Annotated in this window: 12 protein-coding genes; 4 read left to right on the top strand and 8 right to left on the bottom strand. The window is 70.3% G+C overall.

The annotated features are described in order from the left end of the window. Window positions 1-132: 132 nt before the first annotated feature. Together M8J73_RS17085 and M8J73_RS17080 are read right to left on the bottom strand one after the other, a co-directional pair. Window positions 133-891 (bottom strand): YcnI family copper-binding membrane protein, encoded by a 759-nt coding sequence (locus M8J73_RS17085; protein WP_055538762.1) that lies wholly within the window; start codon window positions 889-891, stop codon window positions 133-135. 287 nt (window positions 892-1,178) lie between these two features. After that, window positions 1,179-1,958: a hypothetical protein gene (locus M8J73_RS17080; RefSeq protein WP_206187836.1), complete on the bottom strand. Its 780-nt coding sequence runs from the start codon at window positions 1,956-1,958 to the stop codon at window positions 1,179-1,181. A gap of 384 nt (window positions 1,959-2,342) precedes the next feature. On the opposite strand from M8J73_RS17080, the gene M8J73_RS17075 reads away from it, so the two are divergent. Both M8J73_RS17075 and M8J73_RS17070 read left to right on the top strand, forming a co-directional pair. After that, window positions 2,343-2,789 (top strand): ATP-binding protein, encoded by a 447-nt coding sequence (locus tag M8J73_RS17075; RefSeq protein ID WP_055538760.1) that lies wholly within the window; start codon window positions 2,343-2,345, stop codon window positions 2,787-2,789. Between the two features lie 590 nt (window positions 2,790-3,379). After that, entirely contained in the window at window positions 3,380-4,243 is an 864-nt protein-coding gene (locus tag M8J73_RS17070; RefSeq protein WP_055538759.1) for an alpha/beta fold hydrolase, read from the top strand. A 217-nt stretch (window positions 4,244-4,460) separates the two neighbouring features. Here M8J73_RS17070 and M8J73_RS17065 read toward each other — a convergent pair whose 3' ends face one another. From M8J73_RS17065 to fxsA, 5 genes are all read right to left on the bottom strand, one after another. Beyond that, a complete protein-coding gene (locus M8J73_RS17065; protein WP_240501269.1) occupies window positions 4,461-5,375 on the bottom strand; it encodes an IS481 family transposase in 915 nt (304 codons plus the stop codon). A 206-nt stretch (window positions 5,376-5,581) separates the two neighbouring features. Then, complete coding sequence (fxsT, locus tag M8J73_RS17060) at window positions 5,582-9,553, bottom strand: FxSxx-COOH system tetratricopeptide repeat protein (protein WP_055538768.1); 3,972 nt, start codon at window positions 9,551-9,553, stop codon at window positions 5,582-5,584. A 102-nt stretch (window positions 9,554-9,655) separates the two neighbouring features. Beyond that, window positions 9,656-10,903, bottom strand: coding sequence for a TIR-like protein FxsC (locus tag M8J73_RS17055; RefSeq protein ID WP_240501268.1), 1,248 nt, complete (start codon window positions 10,901-10,903; stop codon window positions 9,656-9,658). A 239-nt stretch (window positions 10,904-11,142) separates the two neighbouring features. Beyond that, on the bottom strand, window positions 11,143-13,551 hold the full coding sequence (locus M8J73_RS17050) for an FxsB family cyclophane-forming radical SAM/SPASM peptide maturase (RefSeq protein ID WP_055538758.1): 2,409 nt from the start codon (window positions 13,549-13,551) through the stop codon (window positions 11,143-11,145). 41 nt (window positions 13,552-13,592) lie between these two features. Beyond that, window positions 13,593-13,790: an FxSxx-COOH cyclophane-containing RiPP peptide gene (fxsA, locus tag M8J73_RS17045; RefSeq protein WP_055538757.1), complete on the bottom strand. Its 198-nt coding sequence runs from the start codon at window positions 13,788-13,790 to the stop codon at window positions 13,593-13,595. A gap of 720 nt (window positions 13,791-14,510) precedes the next feature. On the opposite strand from fxsA, the gene M8J73_RS17040 reads away from it, so the two are divergent. Both M8J73_RS17040 and M8J73_RS17035 read left to right on the top strand, forming a co-directional pair. Then, on the top strand, window positions 14,511-15,503 hold the full coding sequence (locus M8J73_RS17040; protein WP_206187835.1) for an intradiol ring-cleavage dioxygenase: 993 nt from the start codon (window positions 14,511-14,513) through the stop codon (window positions 15,501-15,503). Window positions 15,504-15,511: 8 nt separating this feature from the next. Beyond that, on the top strand, window positions 15,512-16,345 hold the full coding sequence (locus M8J73_RS17035) for a triphosphoribosyl-dephospho-CoA synthase (protein WP_249828778.1): 834 nt from the start codon (window positions 15,512-15,514) through the stop codon (window positions 16,343-16,345). A 254-nt stretch (window positions 16,346-16,599) separates the two neighbouring features. On the opposite strand, the gene M8J73_RS17030 is transcribed toward M8J73_RS17035, so the two are convergent. Then, window positions 16,600-18,087, bottom strand: a complete 1,488-nt coding sequence (locus M8J73_RS17030) for an aminopeptidase P family protein (protein WP_055540157.1) — start codon at window positions 18,085-18,087, stop codon at window positions 16,600-16,602. Window positions 18,088-18,273 lie beyond the last annotated feature (186 nt).

The raw sequence follows: 18,273 nt of genomic DNA, 5'->3' as shown, positions 1-18,273 counted from the left end.
AAATGTCCCAGGTGGTTCGATCCCCGGCGCGCACCGGGCGGGCGCCGCTGCGGCGGACACACACGCCGTACGACGACCGTGTGCGCGCCGGGGAGGGGAGGGAAGGGAAGGGAGAAGCCGGGAGGCCGGGGGTCAGGCGTCGGTGCGCCGACGGCCGGCGAGGACGCCGTACGCCACGCCCGCGGCGCCGACGACGATGCCGACGACGGCGAGCACGCGGGCCGTGGTGTCACTGCTGTCGGCGGGCTCGGCCGCGGTCTCCTTCGAGGCGGCCTCGGCGTCCTTCGCGTTCTTCGCGTCCTCCGCATGCTCCGACTCGTCCGAGGCGGCGGTGGACGAGCCGTGGTGGTCGCCGGAGGCGGCGGACAGCGCGAGCACCGGCGCCGGGTGCTCGGGCTCCTCCTGCCCCTTTTGCGGGACCTCGATCCAGCGGACGACCTCCTTGTTGGAGTACGTCTGCAGCGCCTTGAAGACCAGTTCGTCGGTGTCCTCGGGGAGCTGGCCCAGGGAGAGCGGGAACTTCTGGAAATAGCCCGGCTCGATGCCCTTGCCGGTGGCGGTCCAGGTGACCTTGGACACGGCCTCGTCGATCTGCTCGCCGTGCAGTTCGATCGGCTTGTCGAGCTTGGCCCGGGTGACCTTGATCTTCCAGCCCGGGACGGCCTCGGGCTGGGCCGAGGCGAGCGGGTGGTCGGTCGGGAAGTTCACCTCGACCTTGGTGGTGGAGGCGTCGTCGCGCTCGTTCGGGACCTTGAAGTTGACGGTCGCGTACCCGCCCTTCGCCGCCGTGCCCTCCGCCGCGACGCTGACGTGCGCGAACGCGGGACCGGACAGGACGAGGACGGCGGAACCGGCAAGGGCGCCGACGGCGGCGATACGAGAAGCCTTCATGACTGGTGACACTCCACGGTGAGTGAGTGGGAGAGGAAAGGACGGAAGGGGAACGCGTGTCATGAGCAGTTGAGGGGAGGCGCGAGGAGCGCGGATCGAGCCACGCTCGTACCGCACCCACACCTGCACCCACAGAACCGCGACCGCACGCGCGCGTGCGCCGCACGCCGACGTCCCCGACTCCCTCCTGCGCATGCGCGGAGAGGCGACGCGAGGCGGTGAAGCCCGCGCTGCCGAGCCGTGTGCAGGCAGTACGTGGAGTGTGAGTACGAGTGGCCGTCGTCGTGTCAGGCGGCGAGGGTGAGCGCGGCGGTCGGAGGGCCGCGTCGGATCACCGTGTGCTGGAGCGCGGTCGTCCGCGGGGCCGGCGGCGTCGCGGACGTGGGGCGAGGGGCGCGCGATACGGCGTCCGGCGCGCCCTGGAGCCCCGACCGCAGAGCCCGCGCCAGCGCGAGCGCCCCCCGCAGCGACCGTACGAGCGGCTCGTGGGCCGACAGCCGGGCGAGGCGCAGCAGCGCGAGGTCGCCGTGGCGGAGCAGCCACCCGGCGGCGACGGCCGCGAGGACGTGGCCGAGCAGCATGGGCAGGGACGGCAGGACGGCGGCCGAGGAGTCCGGCGCGGTCGTCATGGCGTCCGCGGGGTGGTGCGTGGCGTACGTACCGCCGAGCCCCGCGTCGACGAGGATCCGTCGGGCCTCGGCGGGGCTCATGGCCGCCGCGGTGGCCCCGCAGACGAGTCGTGCGGCGCGTTCGACGAGCGCCGCGTCCATGGCGGCGGTGGCCTTCGACGTGGTCCCCACGCCGTGCTGGCCGAGCCCGAAGAGGGTGTGCAGCACGGTCTGGCCCACGGCGAGCAGGGCCGCGATGCCCGGCAGCGAGCGTTCCCCGCCGGCCAGGGCGGCGGCGACGGCGAAGACGCCGACGAATCCGACACCGAGGCTCCACAGCGGAATGGACGCGCACGAGGCGAGCGCGTGGCCCGCGCCGGCCAGCACGACGCAGACCGCGGCGAACACCGCGGCCCGTAGAACCCGGAGATCACCTCCGGTGCGTGTGCGGGCTTTCATGGCGGGGTCATCATCCCATCGAGGTCCGGTCGGGGGAGCGCCGGGTTCCCACGGTGAGGTACGGGGCGGGAGGAGCCGGTGTTCAGACGGCGGTACGGCACCGGAGGGAGCGGCGCCCTCGGGCCCGACGCCCAGGCGGCACGGCGTCCCGGCGTCACGGTGGCCCGGGGGCGCGGCGTCCCGGCACCCCACCTCCCTCGGGCCCATTTCCTGGGGCCCGAGGTGTGGAAGTGGTGGGGGATTCGGAAGGGTTTCGTCCGCATACACCGATTGTGACGAGCACGCATCCGCCGTATGGGCGGCGGGACCGGTTCCGGGCGATTGCGCGCCCGTCTCGGTGGCAATACGTAACGGTATGTCGAGCCGTGGCCGGGAGGCTGGAGCATGAGCATCTGGTGGTCACTCCATTTGCGGCGTGATGCTGCGAGCGTGCCGCTCGCCCGGCGGCTGCTGCTCGGCACGATGGAGACGGCGGGCGTCGACCCGGACATCTCGTACGACCTCTCCGTCGCCCTCAGCGAAGCCTGCGCCAACGCCGTGGAGCACGGTGGCGCCGTCCCGTCGGGCAGCACGTCCGAGGCATACCGGGTCACCGCGTACCTCGACGGCGAGAAGTGCCGTATCGAGGTCGCCGACTCGGGCCCCGGCTTCCCGCACCGCCAGCCGCCCCGCCAGGCCCACGCCGACGACGAGAACGGCCGCGGCCTCTGCCTGATCCGCGAACTCGCCGACCACGTCCACATCGGCAACAAACCGGGCTGCGGCGGCGCCGTCGTGAGCTTCGACAAGATCCTCAAATGGCAAGAGGGCGCACCGCTCGTGGCGGTGTAGCGCGCGGTCTGGGCCGGGTGGCCGTCCGGTTGCATACTGGCTGGATGGGGGAGTTGGCGACCAGCACGGGCGTTCACCGGTGAGGGGGACGCAGCCGCGGGCCGACAGAACGTCACCGGACACGGCAGCTGAGGCCCGTGCGCAGACACCCGCGCCGACGGCGCGCGTGACCGAACAGCATGCGACCGAACACCATGTGATCAAAGAGCATGTGACCGAAGAGCACGTGGAAGACCAGCACGTGACAGACCAGCACGTGATCCCGCCGTGCCCGTTCCCACGCCGTACGACGACGCCGAGCCGTACGCCGGCACGCCCCGACCGGCCGTGCCACTCCGTACGACACGGTCGGCCAGGACGACCGCACCCAGCCGTACGACACCTGCCTGCCCTGCGGCGCACGCGTGCCGCACGCCACTCCGCGCCGGGCGTCCGCCTCGCGGGGTGTTCACGGGCATGGGCTCCCTCGAAGATGTCCACCGCCGACGTCGGGCGCGGCCCGAAGACCTTGCACGCCGTGGTGGTTGACGACCGGCGGGGGCGGGGATTGGCGGGGCACACGGGCGGGACGGGACGACAGGGGATGGCGAATGCAGCTCATGGTGCGTACCTCGGACGGTCGGCGCCTGTCGATCAACGACGGCGGGCATCCCGCCGGCCGACCGGTATTCCTGCTGCACGGCACACCGGGCAGCAGGTTCGGGCCCGCTCCGCGTGAACGGGTGCTGTACCACCTGGGCGTCCGGCTGATCACCTTCGACCGGCCCGGGTACGGCGACTCGGACCGGCTGCCGGGCCGCACCGTCAGCGCGGCCGCTGCCGATGTCCGGCACATCGCGGACGCGCTCGGCATCGGCCGATTCGCCGTGGTCGGCCGCTCGGGCGGCGCCCCGCACGCACTGGCCTGCGCCGCGCTGCTGCCGGACCGCACGACTCGGGCGGCGGCCCTGGTGAGCCTCGCCCCGCGGGACGCGCCCGGACTGCACTGGTTCGACGGCATGACCGAGTCGAACGTGCGTGAGTACGTGAACGCCGCCATCGGCCGCAGCCGGGTGACCGCGACCCTCGGGCGCCGTTCGCGGTCGATCCTCGCCGACCCGGCCGCGTCCGTCGCCGAGATGGCCGGCGGGCTTCCCGAGTCGGACCGGTGGATCGTCGCGGACGCCGGGATCCAGGACATGCTGGTCCGCAACTTCGCGGAGGGCCTGCGCAGTTCTCCCGACGGCTGGGTGGACGACGTGATGGCGTTCAGTACGGGGTGGGGGTTCGATCTGGGCCGGATCAACACGCCGGTGAAGCTGTGGCACGGTGAGGACGACATCTTCGCCCCCGTCGAACACACCCGCTGGCTCGGCCGGCACATCCCGGACGCGGAGGTCGAGGTCGAGCGGGGCGCCGCCCACTTCGGCGCTCTGCGGGTCCTGACCCGGGTCCTGAGCTGGGCCGTAAGCTAGGTTCCGTCGTTCGGATCACGCCTGTGCCGCAGGGCTTGGCACGCACATCTGCCGCGCTGTCGTCGGTCCCCAACTCCCCCACGCTCGAACAACCTTGCGCGGAGGCCCATCGCGTTGACGCCCTCCTCCGCCTTGCAGCTGCACGCACCAAGCCCCCGCTCACCGGCAGGCATCAAGGTGCCGTAGCCCGAAGCCGGCATGATCCAGACGGCAGGCCCTAGGTGTATTGCCCCGCGGGGTTGTTGACGCGGCTGATGGGTGGCCGGCCGCCCAGTGCGGTGTGGCAGCGGTGGTGGTTGTAGGTGTGAAGGAAGTCTGCCAGTGCTGCCGTGCGTTCGCTGTTGGTGATGTAGGGCCGTAGGTAGGCCCATTCGTCGAGCAGGGTGCGGTTGAGGCGTTCGACCTTGCCGTTGGTCTGTGGCCGGTAGGCGCGGGTGAGCTTGCCGGCCGCGCCGAGGTCGTCCAGGGCTTGCCGCCAGGCGAAGCTCTTGCGGTAGGGCAAGGCGTTGTCGGTCGGTGCCCGCTCGATGCGGTCGATGCCCGAGGCGGCGAAGAAGGCGGCGGCCCGGCGCAGGAAGGCCGCGCAGGTGGTGGCCTTCTCGTTCGCGTGGACTTCGCTGTAGGCGAGGCGGCTGTGGTCGGCGACCGCGGAGTGGATGTAGTCGAAGCCCATGCCGTTGCGTGTGGCGCGGCCGGCCTGGCGGCCCAGTACCTTGTGCCCGCCGCCGTCGGGGATGCGGCCGAGTTTCTTGACGTCCACGTGGACGAGTTCGCCGGGCCGGTCGCGTTCGTAGCGGCGGATGACCTGGCCGGTGGGCCGGTCCAGGAACGACAAGCGGTTCAGACCATGACGGACCAGGACACGGTGCACGGTCGAGGCGGGAAGTCCCAGGACCGGACCGATACGAGCTGGGCCGAGCTCGCCGTCCCGTCGAAGACGGCATGTGCGGGCCCCGATCGCCCCCGCCGCGCGATGCGGTGTCGTGCGGGGACGGATGGACCGGTCGTGCAGCCCTTGCTCGCCTTCGGTCCGCCAGCGACGACGCATCCACTTGTCAGCGGTGACCCGGGAGATGCCCATCTCGGCGGCAACATGGGCGACAGGGCGCCCGGTGCGGACACGTTCGACCAGCCGTCACCCGCCATGAAGGGTCAGCCGGGCTTTACGGTGGGACTTGAAGGCCTCCGTGCGGTGAAGATTCGACACCTCCACCACACACGGAGGCCTTCGCCATGATCAAGCCCGGCCAGCGTTAACAACGCTCGTGATCAATACACCTGGGCCGTGGGGGAGGTCGGCGCTCCGCGGAGCCACCGACCTCCGGACCTCCCCGGTGCTCAGGTCTGCTGCGGCTCCAGGTCCCTGCCCACCCGGCGCCATACGCGGATGGACTCGGTGACGGGATGGGCGTCGCCCAGCAACACGGACGCCCTCGACTCCGTCTGCTGCTGGAGCCGTTCGGCTTCCTCCTGGCGCTGCATGTCCCGCAGAGTGATCGACAGATTGCCGATGCTCACCAGCACGTCGGGATGGGTGGGGCCGAAGCGGCGGCGCAGCCCCTCGACGGCCAACCGCTCCCAGTGCTCGGCACGGTCGTACATGCCCATCTCCCCATAGGCGTTGGCGAGATTGACCCCCGCGCAGAGCACCGCGGGGTGGCCCTCCCCGAGGTCCTCCGCCAAGGCGTCACGGGCCTCTTTGCTCAACTCTGCGGCCTTCTCCACCTCGCCCAGGGCCCGGTGGTAGATGGACAGGTTGTTGAGGCAGTACATGACGAACGGGTGCTCGGGGCCGAAGGAGGTCTTGTAGCCCTCCAGCACCTCGTTGACCAGTTCGACCGCCCGCGCGGCGCCGTTCCCGGCATCCGTGGCGAAGTAGTCCGCCGCGAGGTTGAGTCTGCAGGCCAAGGCCTCGGGGAGATTGCTGCCGTAGCGGTCGCGGTACAGGGCGTACGTCTCCGAGGTCTCCTGGGAGATGCGCAGCGCCTCCGCGATCTGGCCGTCCTTGCGCAGGGAGACCGCGAGGCTCTTGTCGACCCGCAGCACCTCGGGCACATTCGGGTTCATGACCTGCTTGAAGCCCTCGCGGACCTCGCGCAGGATCTCCACCGAGTTCTTGTAGTCGCCCAGTTCCCGCAAGTCACGCGCGTGATGGCCCTTGGTGGTGAGGGTGTACGGGTGCAGCGGCCCGAGCAGCGCGGTACGGCGGCGGACGGTGTCCTCGTCGAGCTGCCGGGCGGCCTCGCTGTCGCCGGCCAGCCGGTAGTCGATGGCGAGGTTGTTGGCGGCGGACAACGTACGGGGGTGATCCTCGCCGAAGATCTCGCGGAAGCCCCGGTAGATCCGCTGGTCCAGGTCGAGGGCCTCCTTGAAGCGGCCGACCGCGCGCAGGTCGGCGGCGAAGCTTCCGGAGGTGATCAGGATGCTCGGATGGTCGTCACCGAGGAGTTCCCTCTGGTCGGCGAGGGTCTTCTCGTCGAGGTCGAGGGCCTCCTGGTACTGCCCCTGCGAGCGCAGCACATTCGCCAGTTCGAAGCGGAGATTGAGGATCTGCTCGTCGTTGGCGTCCGGGAACTCACCCGACCAGAACTCGTTGAGCTGGCTGCTCAGGGTGCGGGCGGCGTGCAGGTCACCGCGCTTCCACAGGTAGCGGACGCGGTAGACCATCAGCTGCCGTGGGTCCTCCTCCGAGCAGTTCCGGATGTTGGACGGCGTCAGATGCGGCCAGATCACCTCGAAGCCCGGCCACTGGGCGGGGTCGTCCAGAGCCTCTTCGGGCGGCCGGGCGGCGGCCAGGATGCGGTGCACCTCATGGATGGTGTCGTCGAACTTCACCTCGTCCATGCCGTCGCGGACGGCGGCCTGGACGAGGCGGTGCACCTGGATCGAGTTGTCGGTCGAGTCGACCTTGGCGAGGGCGAAACGGTTCAGTGCCTGGGTGACCCGGCCCAGCATGTAGCGGGCGCGCAGGTCCCGGTCGTACGGCAGCAGTGCCTTGATCATCGCGTCGCTGCCGATGAGGCCCATCGAGATGGGTTCGGCCGAGAAGAACGCGCAGAGTTCGAGGAGGCGGGCGGCGGCCGGTGACTCGTCCCGGAGACGGTTGATGGAGATGTTCCACGTGGCGCCCACGGACCTCGGGTACTCCACGGCCTCCACCGCCTCCTTGACGGAAAGCACCTGGGTGGACTGTTCGCGCAGCTGCTCGATGTACTCCTCGACGGGTGTCGCCGTCGCCTCCAGCCAGGCCGCCGCGACCTCGATGGCGAGCGGCAGGTCGCCCACCGCGTCGGCGACCAGCCCGCCGTCCTCCTCGCTCAGCCCCGGCACCCGGCGGCACAGGTGCTCCACGCTCTCCTCGCGGGTGAAGACCTCCACCTCCAGCGGCTGGACCTTCGGGAGCGTGGGCCGGGTGCGGGTGGTCGCCAGGAGGTGGCCGTAGACGTGGTCGGGGACGGGAGCGGTGTAGTCCGGGAACCTCTTCAGCACCTTGTCGAGGTCCTCGACGTTGTCGAAGATCAACAGCCAGCGATTGAACGGTTCCCCACTGCGCAGAGCCTGGATCACCGCCTCGGCCGCCTCCTTCACGTCCTCGCCCACACCGAGGCCGAGGGGCTGTGCGAGCGCCGCCAGCTTCGGCAGCACCAGTTCGGGCTGCTCGGCATCGACCCACCACACCACGTCGTAGTCCGCCATGAACCGGTGGGCGTACTCACGGGCGAGCTGTGTCTTGCCCACACCGCCGAGGCCGTGCAGGACCTGCGGCACGCGCTGCCCGGGGCGGTTCGTGGTCAGCTGCTCGCGCAGCTTGTCCAGGATGGTGGAGCGGCCGGTGAACCACCGGTAGCGAGCGGGGACGTTGGAGACGCGTCTGCCCACACTGGGGAAGCGCAGGCCGCGCGAGCTGGGGGAGACGGTGGAGACCGCTTCGGGGCGGTCGAGGCCGTTCAGCAGAGCGCTGTACGCCTGGGTCTCGTTGAGGCCCTTGAGGTCGATGACGCTCCGGCCGGCGAACGGCAGGCTGATCTGCACGTCGTCGACACGGATCGACAACGGCTGCTGCCGCTTCTCCGAGCCACCGGAGTGCACCGCCGCCTCCCAGGCGACCCGCGCCCGGCGGGAGTCGACGAAGCTGGGCGAGAGCACCGCGAGCACCCGGTGCGCCCCGCCGGGCATGGCCTCGGCGCCGATCTCCGCCGTCGGCATCGTCTGCACGTTCTTCGGCACGACCTCGAAGCCGGCACCGCGCAGCACCGACTCCAGCCAGTCCACCCACATCCGGTCCTCGGACACGTAGTAGAGCGTCAGCTGGGACAGCGGCACCGGCCGCTGCCGGGTGTACGCGGCCTTGTACTGGGCCCGCTTCGCCTCACTGATGGGCGGCAGCTTGGTGACCCGCTCCTCGGTGATCACAGAGGTGAGCCGTTCGCAGGCGCTCAGCATGGAGTTGGCCGACTTCGGAGGGTCGCCGAAGGCCGCGAGGATCTCCTCGTACGCGTAGTACGGCTGGTAGAGGATCTCCGTGGTCGCCCAGTAGTCGGCCATCTGGTCGGTGTTCAGGCCGGAGGGCAGTCCGGAGAAGCGTTCTCTGGCGCGGGCGCGGCCGGCGTCCAGCTTGTCCTTCTCACCGAGGTCGATGCGCATGGCGACGGGCAGGATGCGGATGCCCTTCTCGCCGTGCAGTTCCTTGATGTCCTGTGCGACGGCGGCGGCACCCTCGATGCTCTGCTCGCTCAGCGTGTAGCAGACGACCAGGGTGTTCGGCATCTGCACGGTGCAGATGTCCGCGAGGTCGCTCAGGCCCGTCCGGCTGTCGATCAGCGTGTAGTCGTAGAAGCGCTGCATGTCGTCGCGCATCGCGTCGAAGAACTGGCCGCCGCCGTAGCTGGCGTAGAAGCGGTCCCAGTCCATGTTGCCGACGATCGGGTAGTCCCGGTGCCGTTTGCCCGCGGACAGGAAGTCCAGGCTGCCGCCCTCGGGAAACGCCCAGTCCAACGACAGCGCGTGCGGCCTCACCCGGGCGTAGTGGCGGTGCCAGTCCGACGCCCGGTCGGGCAGGTTGCGCAGCGCCTCCCGGCGGTAGTCGTCGATCAGGTTGATCAGTCCGGGGGTCCCCCGCAGCAACTGGGCGTCGAGGAAGGGATGGAAGAACTTGTGCAGGCCCGGCGCCTCCAGGTCCCAGTCCACGGCCAGGACACGGTGTCCGTTCGCGGCCAGGATCCAGGCCACGTTGGCGAGCGCCATGGTCCGCCCGGTGCCGCCCTTGTACGAGTAGAACGTGATCACGGTGCCGTTGCGGCTCTTGGTCATGCTCATGCCCTCCGCCCTGTCGGCCTCTTTCGGCCTCGCTCGTCGCGCGCCTTTCGGTGGTCGTGCCAGGTGGTGCTGCCGGGGTCCGTCACCCGGGGCTCGCTAACCCAGGTCGGGCCCCCTCAGCCGTGGAGGCTCGCTCGGTGGTCCCTCCGGTGGATAGGTCTCGACGTTCTCCCAGTAGTAGTGGACGGCCGACGTCACGGCCCGGTTCAGCTCGTTGCCGAAGGAGTCCAGGTCGCGGATGCTGCCGTTGGCCGAGTAGTGGCCGGCCCGGTCCGTCATGCGGGACACGAGCGTGCGGTAGGTGAGCTCGTCCAGCTCCCGTTCCCGCTCGGCGGTCACGACGTCGTCCTTGTGCCGCGGAGTCATGACGCTGATCCAGGGGCGCTGCTCCCCGCACAGCCTGCCCACCAGCTCCCTGCTCCGCTGTGACTCCAGAGCCCAGCGGTCGAGCAGCATCAGTCCGGGCGCCTTCGGCCGGCCCTCGTGAAACATCCGCGCGCTCTCGTCGAGCACACCGACGTTGACCTTGTAGTTCCTGGTGCGGACGAGCTCCGCCGCGTGATCACCCAGTGGCAGGGCGGACTCGGGGTGGTAGGGGTTCCATTCGTGCGGCTGGTCCCCGTAGTAGTCCGGCTTGCGGCCCTGCGGCAGGTCGGAACGGGTGCAGGCGAGCACGGATATGTCGAACTCCGGCGGACGCTCGTCCGAGCCGAAGGCGGCCGGCAGGGACTCGTACTCCTTGGAGATCTTGCCTTCCTCCAACGTGGCCTCGTTGGCCACCCGCACGATCTCCTTGGCCAGCCGGTACACGGCCCGCTCGTACTCGTCCCGGAAGTAGCGCAGCTTGGTCAGCCCGTAGAAGCCCTCGTCCGCGTAGTCCTGCCCGAAGGCGGAGTGGTTGAACTGCAGGTCCCTCGCCACCTGGGGCATCTGGGCCGGTTCCACCGGCACCCATAACGCCGGGATGATCGTGTTCTCCCGCGCGGGACCGCCGCGCGCCCGCTGGGTGACCTGGCGTTGCGAGAACGCCCACCACTCACGTCCGCACTGCCGGCTCGTGAAGTAGCGCGGTGAGTACAGCGGGACGAACACCTTGCAGCGCGCGAGATTCATGGACAACTCGTCGGTCCACTTGGTGCCGACCGACATCTTCTGGTCCAGAAACCCGACCTTCGCCCCCCGGGGCAGGTCGGTCAGCCCCATGATGTGCTCGCACAGACCGTCGTACAGCTTCTTCACCCACACATTGGGGTCGCCGCCACTCGAGTCATGGCTCGGTGTGTGCGCGTAACTGAGGAAGAAGTAAGGGCTACTGCCTCCTCTGGCCAGACCGGCTCCTTGCACGTATGCCCCCCGACGCTCCGTGACTGGGCCCCTAGTGTAGGAACCCACAAGTCCTGTTCGGAACAGGACGAACACACCCGACTCGGCTCCGGAAGGTCATGTTCTGGCAACCCGACGCCGTGGTGGCCGACGCGAAGGGTGAGGGGCCGTACCGCTGCGGGGCCGGAGGAACGGGGAGTTGCGGCCGGAAAGAACCCGGCCCGACCAGGCATTGAGTCGCCGCCCTCGCCGTGTGGGTTCTACCGCGCCGCCGCCTCCCAGGCGCCCCGGTGCTCTCCGGCCACCTGCCGGGCCGCCCGCAGTGCCTCCGCCCCTACGTCGGCCGTCCGGAACCCTCGGAGGGTCCCCCGCATCCCAGCCACGAACCGCTCCCCCGCGGGAGTGAGGGCACCGGACCCGGCGAGGGTCTCCACCGCCTCGGCCGTCTGGTCCCGCCAGCGGGAGAACTGCACCTCGGCCTTGCGGGCCGTGTCACCGTCGGCGGACCGCCACCGCGCGAACCAGAAGTCGATCACCGCCAGATGGGCGTACGTCCCCTGCAGCAGCCCCTCCAGCGGACGCGGATCAGGGCGCCAAGGGGCGTAGAACAGCTTGTCGCACGACGGGTCGTAAAGATCCGTCAGATCGAGCACGGCACCGAGCTTGACGTGCTGGAACTCATGGACGAGCAGCAACGCGAGCGACTCGGGGTCGGAGGGGCGCGCGATGGCGACCGCCCCGAACGCGTCGCGGGCCGCCGAGCTGATGTCGGAGCCGTCGGAGGAGGGGCGGAGAGGGGTGACCACCTGGAGCCCGGCGGCGATACCGGGGGCGTACTGAGGAAGTTCGCGGCGGATCCACGCCCACGCGGCGGCCAGGTCGGTCCGCCATGCCTCGGCCTCGTCCTCGCCGAGCCGGGGGTGCGCCGGATGGCCGTGGCAGTCCCGCCAGGGGTCGGTGTCCTCCAGCGCCACGGCCCAGCCGTCCAGTTCGAACCGTCGGCTCCCCCGCCAGGCAGGGTCCTTGGGGCCCTTCCAGGACACCGTGTACGTCGTGCCGTCCGCGCGGACCGTGAAGCCTTCGTCGTTCGTGCGGACCTCGGCCTGTTCGACGCCGTCCCCCAGCGTGAGGGTTCCCAGCGTCGGCAGTCGCAGCACCCCCTCGTGGACGGGCACGACGACTGCCTCCGCCCGTCCGGCGCGCAGTGCGGCGGCCGCGGCGATCTCCGCCACGCCGCGCATGGCGATCTCGGCCGCGTCCGTGCCACCTCGCAGCGACCGGAGGGCCCAGGGACGTACGTAGGGGTGCGTGAGGACCCGGTCGACGGATTCGGGGGCCGTGCCGTCGAGGAGCGTGAGTGTCTCCCAGGCTGCTTCGCCCAGCGGGGTGTGCGGTGTCTCGTGCCAGACGAGGCCCAGCAGCTCGCGGCCGAGGGAGAGCTGGTGGCGGGCCAGCAGGTCCGTGGTGGCGGTGGAGCCGAGGCCCGCGGCCAGTTCGTCGAGGTGCTCGTCGGCCAGCGCGGGCTGGACGGACTGGTCGGACATGTGTCGGTCCCGGATGTCGGTGATGAGGCGCAGCAGGTCGGAGCAGTACACGGACGGGTTGAGGAAGCCGCTGCCGGTCCGGTACCGGTGGGCGTACAGCCCGCCGCCGCAGGAGCGTACGACCGGGCAGGCCCGGCACTGGTCGGACAGCCCGTCGAGTCCCTGCTGCCGGGCGACGAGGCCCGGGTGCGCGGCCACTTCGTCGAGCGAGTGGGTGATCACGTCCATGCCGGTGACGGGGGCGCCGTCGTAGGCCGTCTTGAGGGAGTCGGCCTGTTCGAAGCTGCCGTCGGTCTCGATCACGGCGAGGTCGGCGGGCGCCAGCCCGAGCGACTCGGTCAGGCTGCTGTCGCCGCGCAGGGTCCGCAGCACGGAGTCGAAGATCCGTACGTCCATGGGGCGGCCGTCCGCCGCCCAACGGTCGTACACCGCCAGCAGCCAGCGGGCGTAGGCCGTGCCGTCCGTGTCGTCGGCCGGCCGGAGCGGGGGTTCGTCCCAGGTGGCGTGCGGGAGGAGAAAGTCGACGCGGGGCGGCCGGAGTTCGGCGAGCGCGTCGTAGACGGCGATCGGGTCGTTGCGCACGTCGATGGTGCACAGGATGCCCGCGAACAGGTGGCGGTAGCGGGGCCGGTCGAGCAGGGCGATGCCCCGCAGGACCCGGTCGTGGCTGCTGCGCCCGTTGGCGTAGCGGCGGTGCAGGTCGTTCGCGGCCTTGTCGCCGTCGAGCGAGACGCCGACCTTGATGTCGAACTCGTCGAACAGGTCGAGGAACCGCTCGTCGAGGGTGACGGCGTTGGTGTGGATCCGCAGGTCGAGCGCACACACACCGGTGAGCGTCCGGTGCAGTTCCTGGGCCGCTCGGCGCAGCCGGGTGTGACCGGCCAGGAGCGGTTCGCCGCCGTGCAGAACCACATGAACGGTGTCCAGGCCATGCGTTGTGGCATGTTCGGCGATGCGTTCCGCCGTGGCCTTCAGGACTTCGTCGGACGTCACAATGGGCCGACCGCGCCAGCTTTGGTCCGCATGTTCGAACACATAGCAGTGATCACATGCCAGATCGCAGCGGCTGTGCATTTTGAGCACGAATTGGCGTAAGGGGTGGATTGGTCGGCCCATGGGTGTCATGAGAGGTGTGTCAGTTCCCGATCGATGGGTGATCGATGAGATCAGACCGAGCTCTGGAAGGCCGCGACCGCGACCCTGCCCGGTCCCCGCCGCTCGACGCCGTTCGACACGGCGCGAGTCACCGCCGGGGACAGTGCGCCGCTACTCTGTGCAGCCAAACGCACGAGGGAGACCCGCTCCGGGCCGACCGCGGTCGGCTTTCCCGGCTCTTCGGCCGCGATGTCGAGAGAAGCGTTCATTCGGACCTCATCTTCTGACAGCACCTCAGGTGCTGACCTGTATGGCCTTCGATAACTGAAGCATTGGCCGACGGGAACCGCGCGTCGGGAGGCCGAGTCAGAACGCTGCAGGGGCCGACTGGACGAGCGGCATCAGATACCAGTCGGCCTGATTGCGTGCTGACGATAGCGCCCGTACCGGACGGCGAGCGCCTCCTCCACGGCATAAACGTGAGGCGGGTCACACCAGTGGGTGAATGCCCACACCTCCCTCTGTTGCCAATGTCGAGGCCACCGCCCTGAGGCCTGGTCAACCTCGCCATGATGACGATCGCGAGCAGGCCTGGACCTCGTAAGGTTTTTGCCCATTCTTTACTTTTGAGCCAATCGACAAAAGGGGTAAAACGGTCCTCGAGGTGGCGTACTGAACTCGATCTGAAGCACGAAGAGCGCGGCGGTGCATTCTTCGGCGCCCCACCCAACCAAGAGCGCCCCCAGGCGACTTGATCGACTTCCGTCCTCGTGGAGCGCCCGGCCCTGTACAACATTTCTCGGCCCCGGATAAGCTCCGCTAAAGTCACTCTCCGTAACGACAAGCAGGGGTGGAAGGCTGCCCAAGCGGGACGACGCAGCGCCCAAGCGAACGGTTCCGCCTCACGCCGACCGACCTGCCTCCCGCTCTCAGCCCCCTCACAGTCACTCCCCAGCCCCCTGACGGACTGCGCCCCTAGCTTCTGCGATATGACGGGACATCACGCAAGCAAATCGATCACTCGGCGTCGGGCGCTCGCCGTGACCGGCGGGGCGGTCGCGGCCGGTGGGCTGGCGGTCGCCGGTTATCGGGCAGCGTTCGCGGACGAGACGACCGGAACGGCGGGGACGGCGGCCTCGGCCTCGGCGACGAGTGCGAGCGGCAGCACCTGCATGACGCTGATGACGAGCGTCACCGAGGGGCCGTATTACCTGGACGGCGCCCTGGTGCGGAAGGACATCACCGAGGGCAAGAGCGGCGTCCCGCTCACCCTGCGGCTGACGGTCGTCGACGCCACCGACGGCTGCACCCCGGTCCCCGGCGCGGCCGTGGAGATCTGGCACTGCGACGCCTGGGGCTACTACTCCGGCTACACCACCGCCAACCCCGGTAGTTCGGCCCCCGCCGAGAGCGAGGACGGCTCCACCGCCGACAACGACACCTACCTGCGCGGCTACCAGATCGCCAACGCCCACGGCGTCGTCAAGTTCCATACGATCTTCCCCGGTTGGTACACGCCCCGCACCTGCCACATCCACGTCAAGGTGCACACGGGCGGCGCGAAGGAGGACGGCACCTACGAGGGAGGCAAGGTCAATCACACCGGCCAGTTCTTCTTCGACGACGAGATCGCCCAGGAGATCTTCACCCTGGAGCCGTACTCCCGGCACAGCGGCAGCTACACCACCCTCGACGACGACATGGTCTACGACGGCGGTGGCGCCGCCAGCGGCCTGCTCACCCTCAAGGCCGTCAAGAAGGGCACCCCCGCCCGTGGTTACCAGGGCCTCCTCACCCTCGGCATCGACCCCGACACCGAGAACACCGGCGCAGGAAGCGGCAACGGCGGTGGTGGCGAGGGCGGCACACCGCCGTCGGGCGAGCTTCCGCCGTCGGGCGAGCCTCCGACGGACGCCCCGACGGACGGTTCGTCGGAGGCGTCGACTGACACCAACACCGCCACCGCCACCTCCGCTTCGTAGGCCCGGCCATGAGCAGCCGCGAGGACGAGGCGCTGGCGCGTGCCGCCGTGACCGCGCTCACCCGGCAGTTGGAGCTGACCCCCAAACCCGGGCTGCCCGACCCGCGCGACCTCCGCGCACGGATCACCCGCCAGGACCACCGCGCCCTGCGCTGGTCGGCGAAGGCACTGCTCCCCGGCCTCGGAGCGATGGCGGCCTGCGCCCGCCGCAACGGCGCCCCGACACCCGAACTCCGCGCGGAACTCGGGGCGATAGGGCGCTCCACCGAACACTCACTGGCCCTCGCCGGGGGCGGCCACCGGGGCGCCACCTGGGTCCTGGGCCTCCTGGTCGCCGCGGCGGCCCTGGAACCGGGCGCCCGGGGCCGCGAACTCGTCGCCACCGCGAAGAAGATCGCCGTCCACCCCGACCGAAGGGCGCCCCGGCTGCCGTCCCGAGGGTCCTCGGTCTCCGCCAAGTACGGCGCGGCCGGCGCCCGGGGCGAGGCCCGCGCCGGCTTCCCTCATGTACGCCGGGCCCTGGACGTGCTGGCCGCGGCGCGCACCGCCGGAACACCGGAGGAGGACGCCCGTCTCGATGCCCTGCTGACGGTCATGTCGACCCTCCAGGACACCGAACTGCTCTACACCGCCGGCCCGCACGGACTCCGTCACGTCCAGGCGGCCGCCCGTGGTGTTCTCGACGAGGGGGGTACGGCCACGCCGGCCGGCCGCCGGGCCTTGGCCGCGTTCGACGCGGACCTGCAGCAGCGGGGCTGGAGTCCGCGGGGCAGCGGTTCCCTGCTCGCGGGGGCGTTGTTCGCCGACGCGCTGCGGGTGGGGGTGGGCCGGGGCGCCTGGTAGCCCGGGGGTGCGCGGTTCGTTGGCGGGTGCGGGTTCGTTGTGGTGTCTCGCGCAGTTTCCCGCGGCCCTGAAAAGCGACCGGGGCTGCGCCCCCCGTGCTTTTCAGCAGAAGGGCGGGCCGCGGCCCCTACCCTTCAGAGGCGCGAGGCGGTGACACATGCGGCTCCGCCGCGTGGGCGCGAACCGGCCCCACCACCCGCAGAAAAAGTCGATGGCCGGAGCACCCCCGAGGGACCCCGGCCACCACCCCCCTCTCAGCTCTGTCCGGCACCCTTCACGGACGCCATCCACAGCTCGACCTCGTCACTTCGGCGAGGCAGCGCGGCGCTGAGGTTCCGGTTGCCGTTCTCCGTCACCAGGATGTCGTCCTCGATCCGGACGCCGATCCCCCGGTACTCCTCCGGAACGGTCAGGTCGTCCGCCTGGAAGTACAGCCCGGGCTCGACGGTCAGCACCATCCCCGGCTCCAGCGTGCCGTCGACATACGTCTCCACCCGCGCGGCCGCGCAGTCGTGGACGTCCATGCCGAGCATGTGCCCGGTGCCGTGCAGGGTCCACCGGCGCTGCAGGCCCAGTTCCAGGACGCGCTCCACAGGGCCCTCGACGAGCCCCCACTCCACCAGCCGCTCGGTCAGCACCCGCTGCGCGGCATCGTGGAAGTCGCGGTACTTGCCGCCCGGCTGCACCGCCGCGATACCGGCCTCCTGCGCGTCGTACACGGCGTCGTAGATCTTCCGCTGGATCTCGCTGAAACGGCCGTTGATCGGCAGCGTGCGCGTGACGTCGGCGGTGTAGTACGTGTGGGTCTCCACGCCCGCGTCGAGCAGCAGCAGGTCGCCGGAGCGCACGGGGCCGTCGTTGCGGACCCAGTGCAGCGTGGTGGCGTGCGGCCCGGCCGCGCAGATGGAGCCGTAGCCGACGTCGTTGCCCTCGACCCGAGCGCGCAGGAAGAACGTTCCCTCGATGTAGCGCTCGGAGGTGGCCTCGGCCTTGTCGAGCACCCGGACGACGTCCTCGAAGCCGCGCACGGTCGAGTCGACCGCCTTCTGCAGTTCGCCGATCTCGAACTCGTCCTTGACCAGTCGTGCCTCGGAGAGGAAGACGCGCAGTTCCTCGTCGCGCTCGGCGGTGACCTTGTCGGTGAGCGCCGCCTCGATGCCCGCGTCGTGGCCGCGGACGACCCGGACGGGGCCGGTGGCCTCGCGCAGCGAGTCGGCGAGTTCGCGCACGTCGGAGACGGGGATGCCGTACAGCTTCTCCGACTCGGTCAGCGAGTGGCGGCGGCCGACCCACAGCTCGCCCTGGCCGGAGAGCCAGAACTCGCCGTTCTCGCGGTCGGACCGCGGCAGGAGGTAGAGCGTCGCCTCGTGGCCCTCGCCCTTCGGCTCCAGGACGAGGACGCCGTCCTCGGTCTGGTTGCCGGTGAGGTACGCGTACTCCACCGACGCCCGGAACGGGTACTCGGTGTCGTTCGAGCGGGTCTTCAGGTTGCCCGAGGGGATCACCAGCCGGTCGCCGGGGAAGCGCGCGGAGAGCGCGGCGCGGCGGGCGGCGGTCTCGGCGGCCTGGGCGATGGGCCGCAGGTCGTGCAGCTCGGTGTCGGCCCAGCCGGACTTCATGTTCTCGGCCAGCTCGTCGGACACGCCCGGGTACAGGCCGTTCTTGCGCTGCTTGATGGGCTCCTCGGCTTCGGTGGCCTCGTTCTCCGGGGTCGCCGGCTCGAGCTCGTCCGCCACGGTCATCCTCCTAGGTACGGCACTGGACCCCGTCCATCGTACGGTCGCGACGGACGGGGCCCAGGACCCTTCAGGACGTCTCACACCCGGTCACCGAGGGCTCACGGGAAGCAGCAGCGCGGGCTCTCGGGAAGCGGTCGTACGGGGCTCGCGGGAGCAGTCGTACGGGGCTCGCGGGAGGCAGCCGTATGA

The sequence above is a fragment of the Streptomyces neyagawaensis genome (genome assembly GCF_023516595.1).
Lineage (GTDB): Bacteria > Actinomycetota > Actinomycetes > Streptomycetales > Streptomycetaceae > Streptomyces > Streptomyces neyagawaensis.
Note: the sequence above shows the minus strand (reverse complement) of the source record. Positions and strands in the feature narration are given on the sequence as shown.

Excerpts from the sequence above, each read along its gene's own strand:
- M8J73_RS17085 (WP_055538762.1), bottom strand. The coding sequence starts at position 891 with ATGAAGGCTTCTCGTATCGCCGCCGTCGGCGCCCTTGCCGGTTCCGCC.
- M8J73_RS17080 (WP_206187836.1), bottom strand. The coding sequence starts at position 1,958 with ATGAAAGCCCGCACACGCACCGGAGGTGATCTCCGGGTTCTACGGGCC.
- M8J73_RS17075 (WP_055538760.1), top strand. The coding sequence starts at position 2,343 with ATGAGCATCTGGTGGTCACTCCATTTGCGGCGTGATGCTGCGAGCGTG.
- M8J73_RS17070 (WP_055538759.1), top strand. The coding sequence starts at position 3,380 with ATGCAGCTCATGGTGCGTACCTCGGACGGTCGGCGCCTGTCGATCAAC.
- fxsT (WP_055538768.1), bottom strand. The coding sequence starts at position 9,553 with ATGACCAAGAGCCGCAACGGCACCGTGATCACGTTCTACTCGTACAAG.
- M8J73_RS17050 (WP_055538758.1), bottom strand. The coding sequence starts at position 13,551 with ATGACACCCATGGGCCGACCAATCCACCCCTTACGCCAATTCGTGCTC.
- fxsA (WP_055538757.1), bottom strand. The coding sequence starts at position 13,790 with ATGAACGCTTCTCTCGACATCGCGGCCGAAGAGCCGGGAAAGCCGACC.
- M8J73_RS17040 (WP_206187835.1), top strand. The coding sequence starts at position 14,511 with ATGACGGGACATCACGCAAGCAAATCGATCACTCGGCGTCGGGCGCTC.
- M8J73_RS17035 (WP_249828778.1), top strand. The coding sequence starts at position 15,512 with ATGAGCAGCCGCGAGGACGAGGCGCTGGCGCGTGCCGCCGTGACCGCG.
- M8J73_RS17030 (WP_055540157.1), bottom strand. The coding sequence starts at position 18,087 with ATGACCGTGGCGGACGAGCTCGAGCCGGCGACCCCGGAGAACGAGGCC.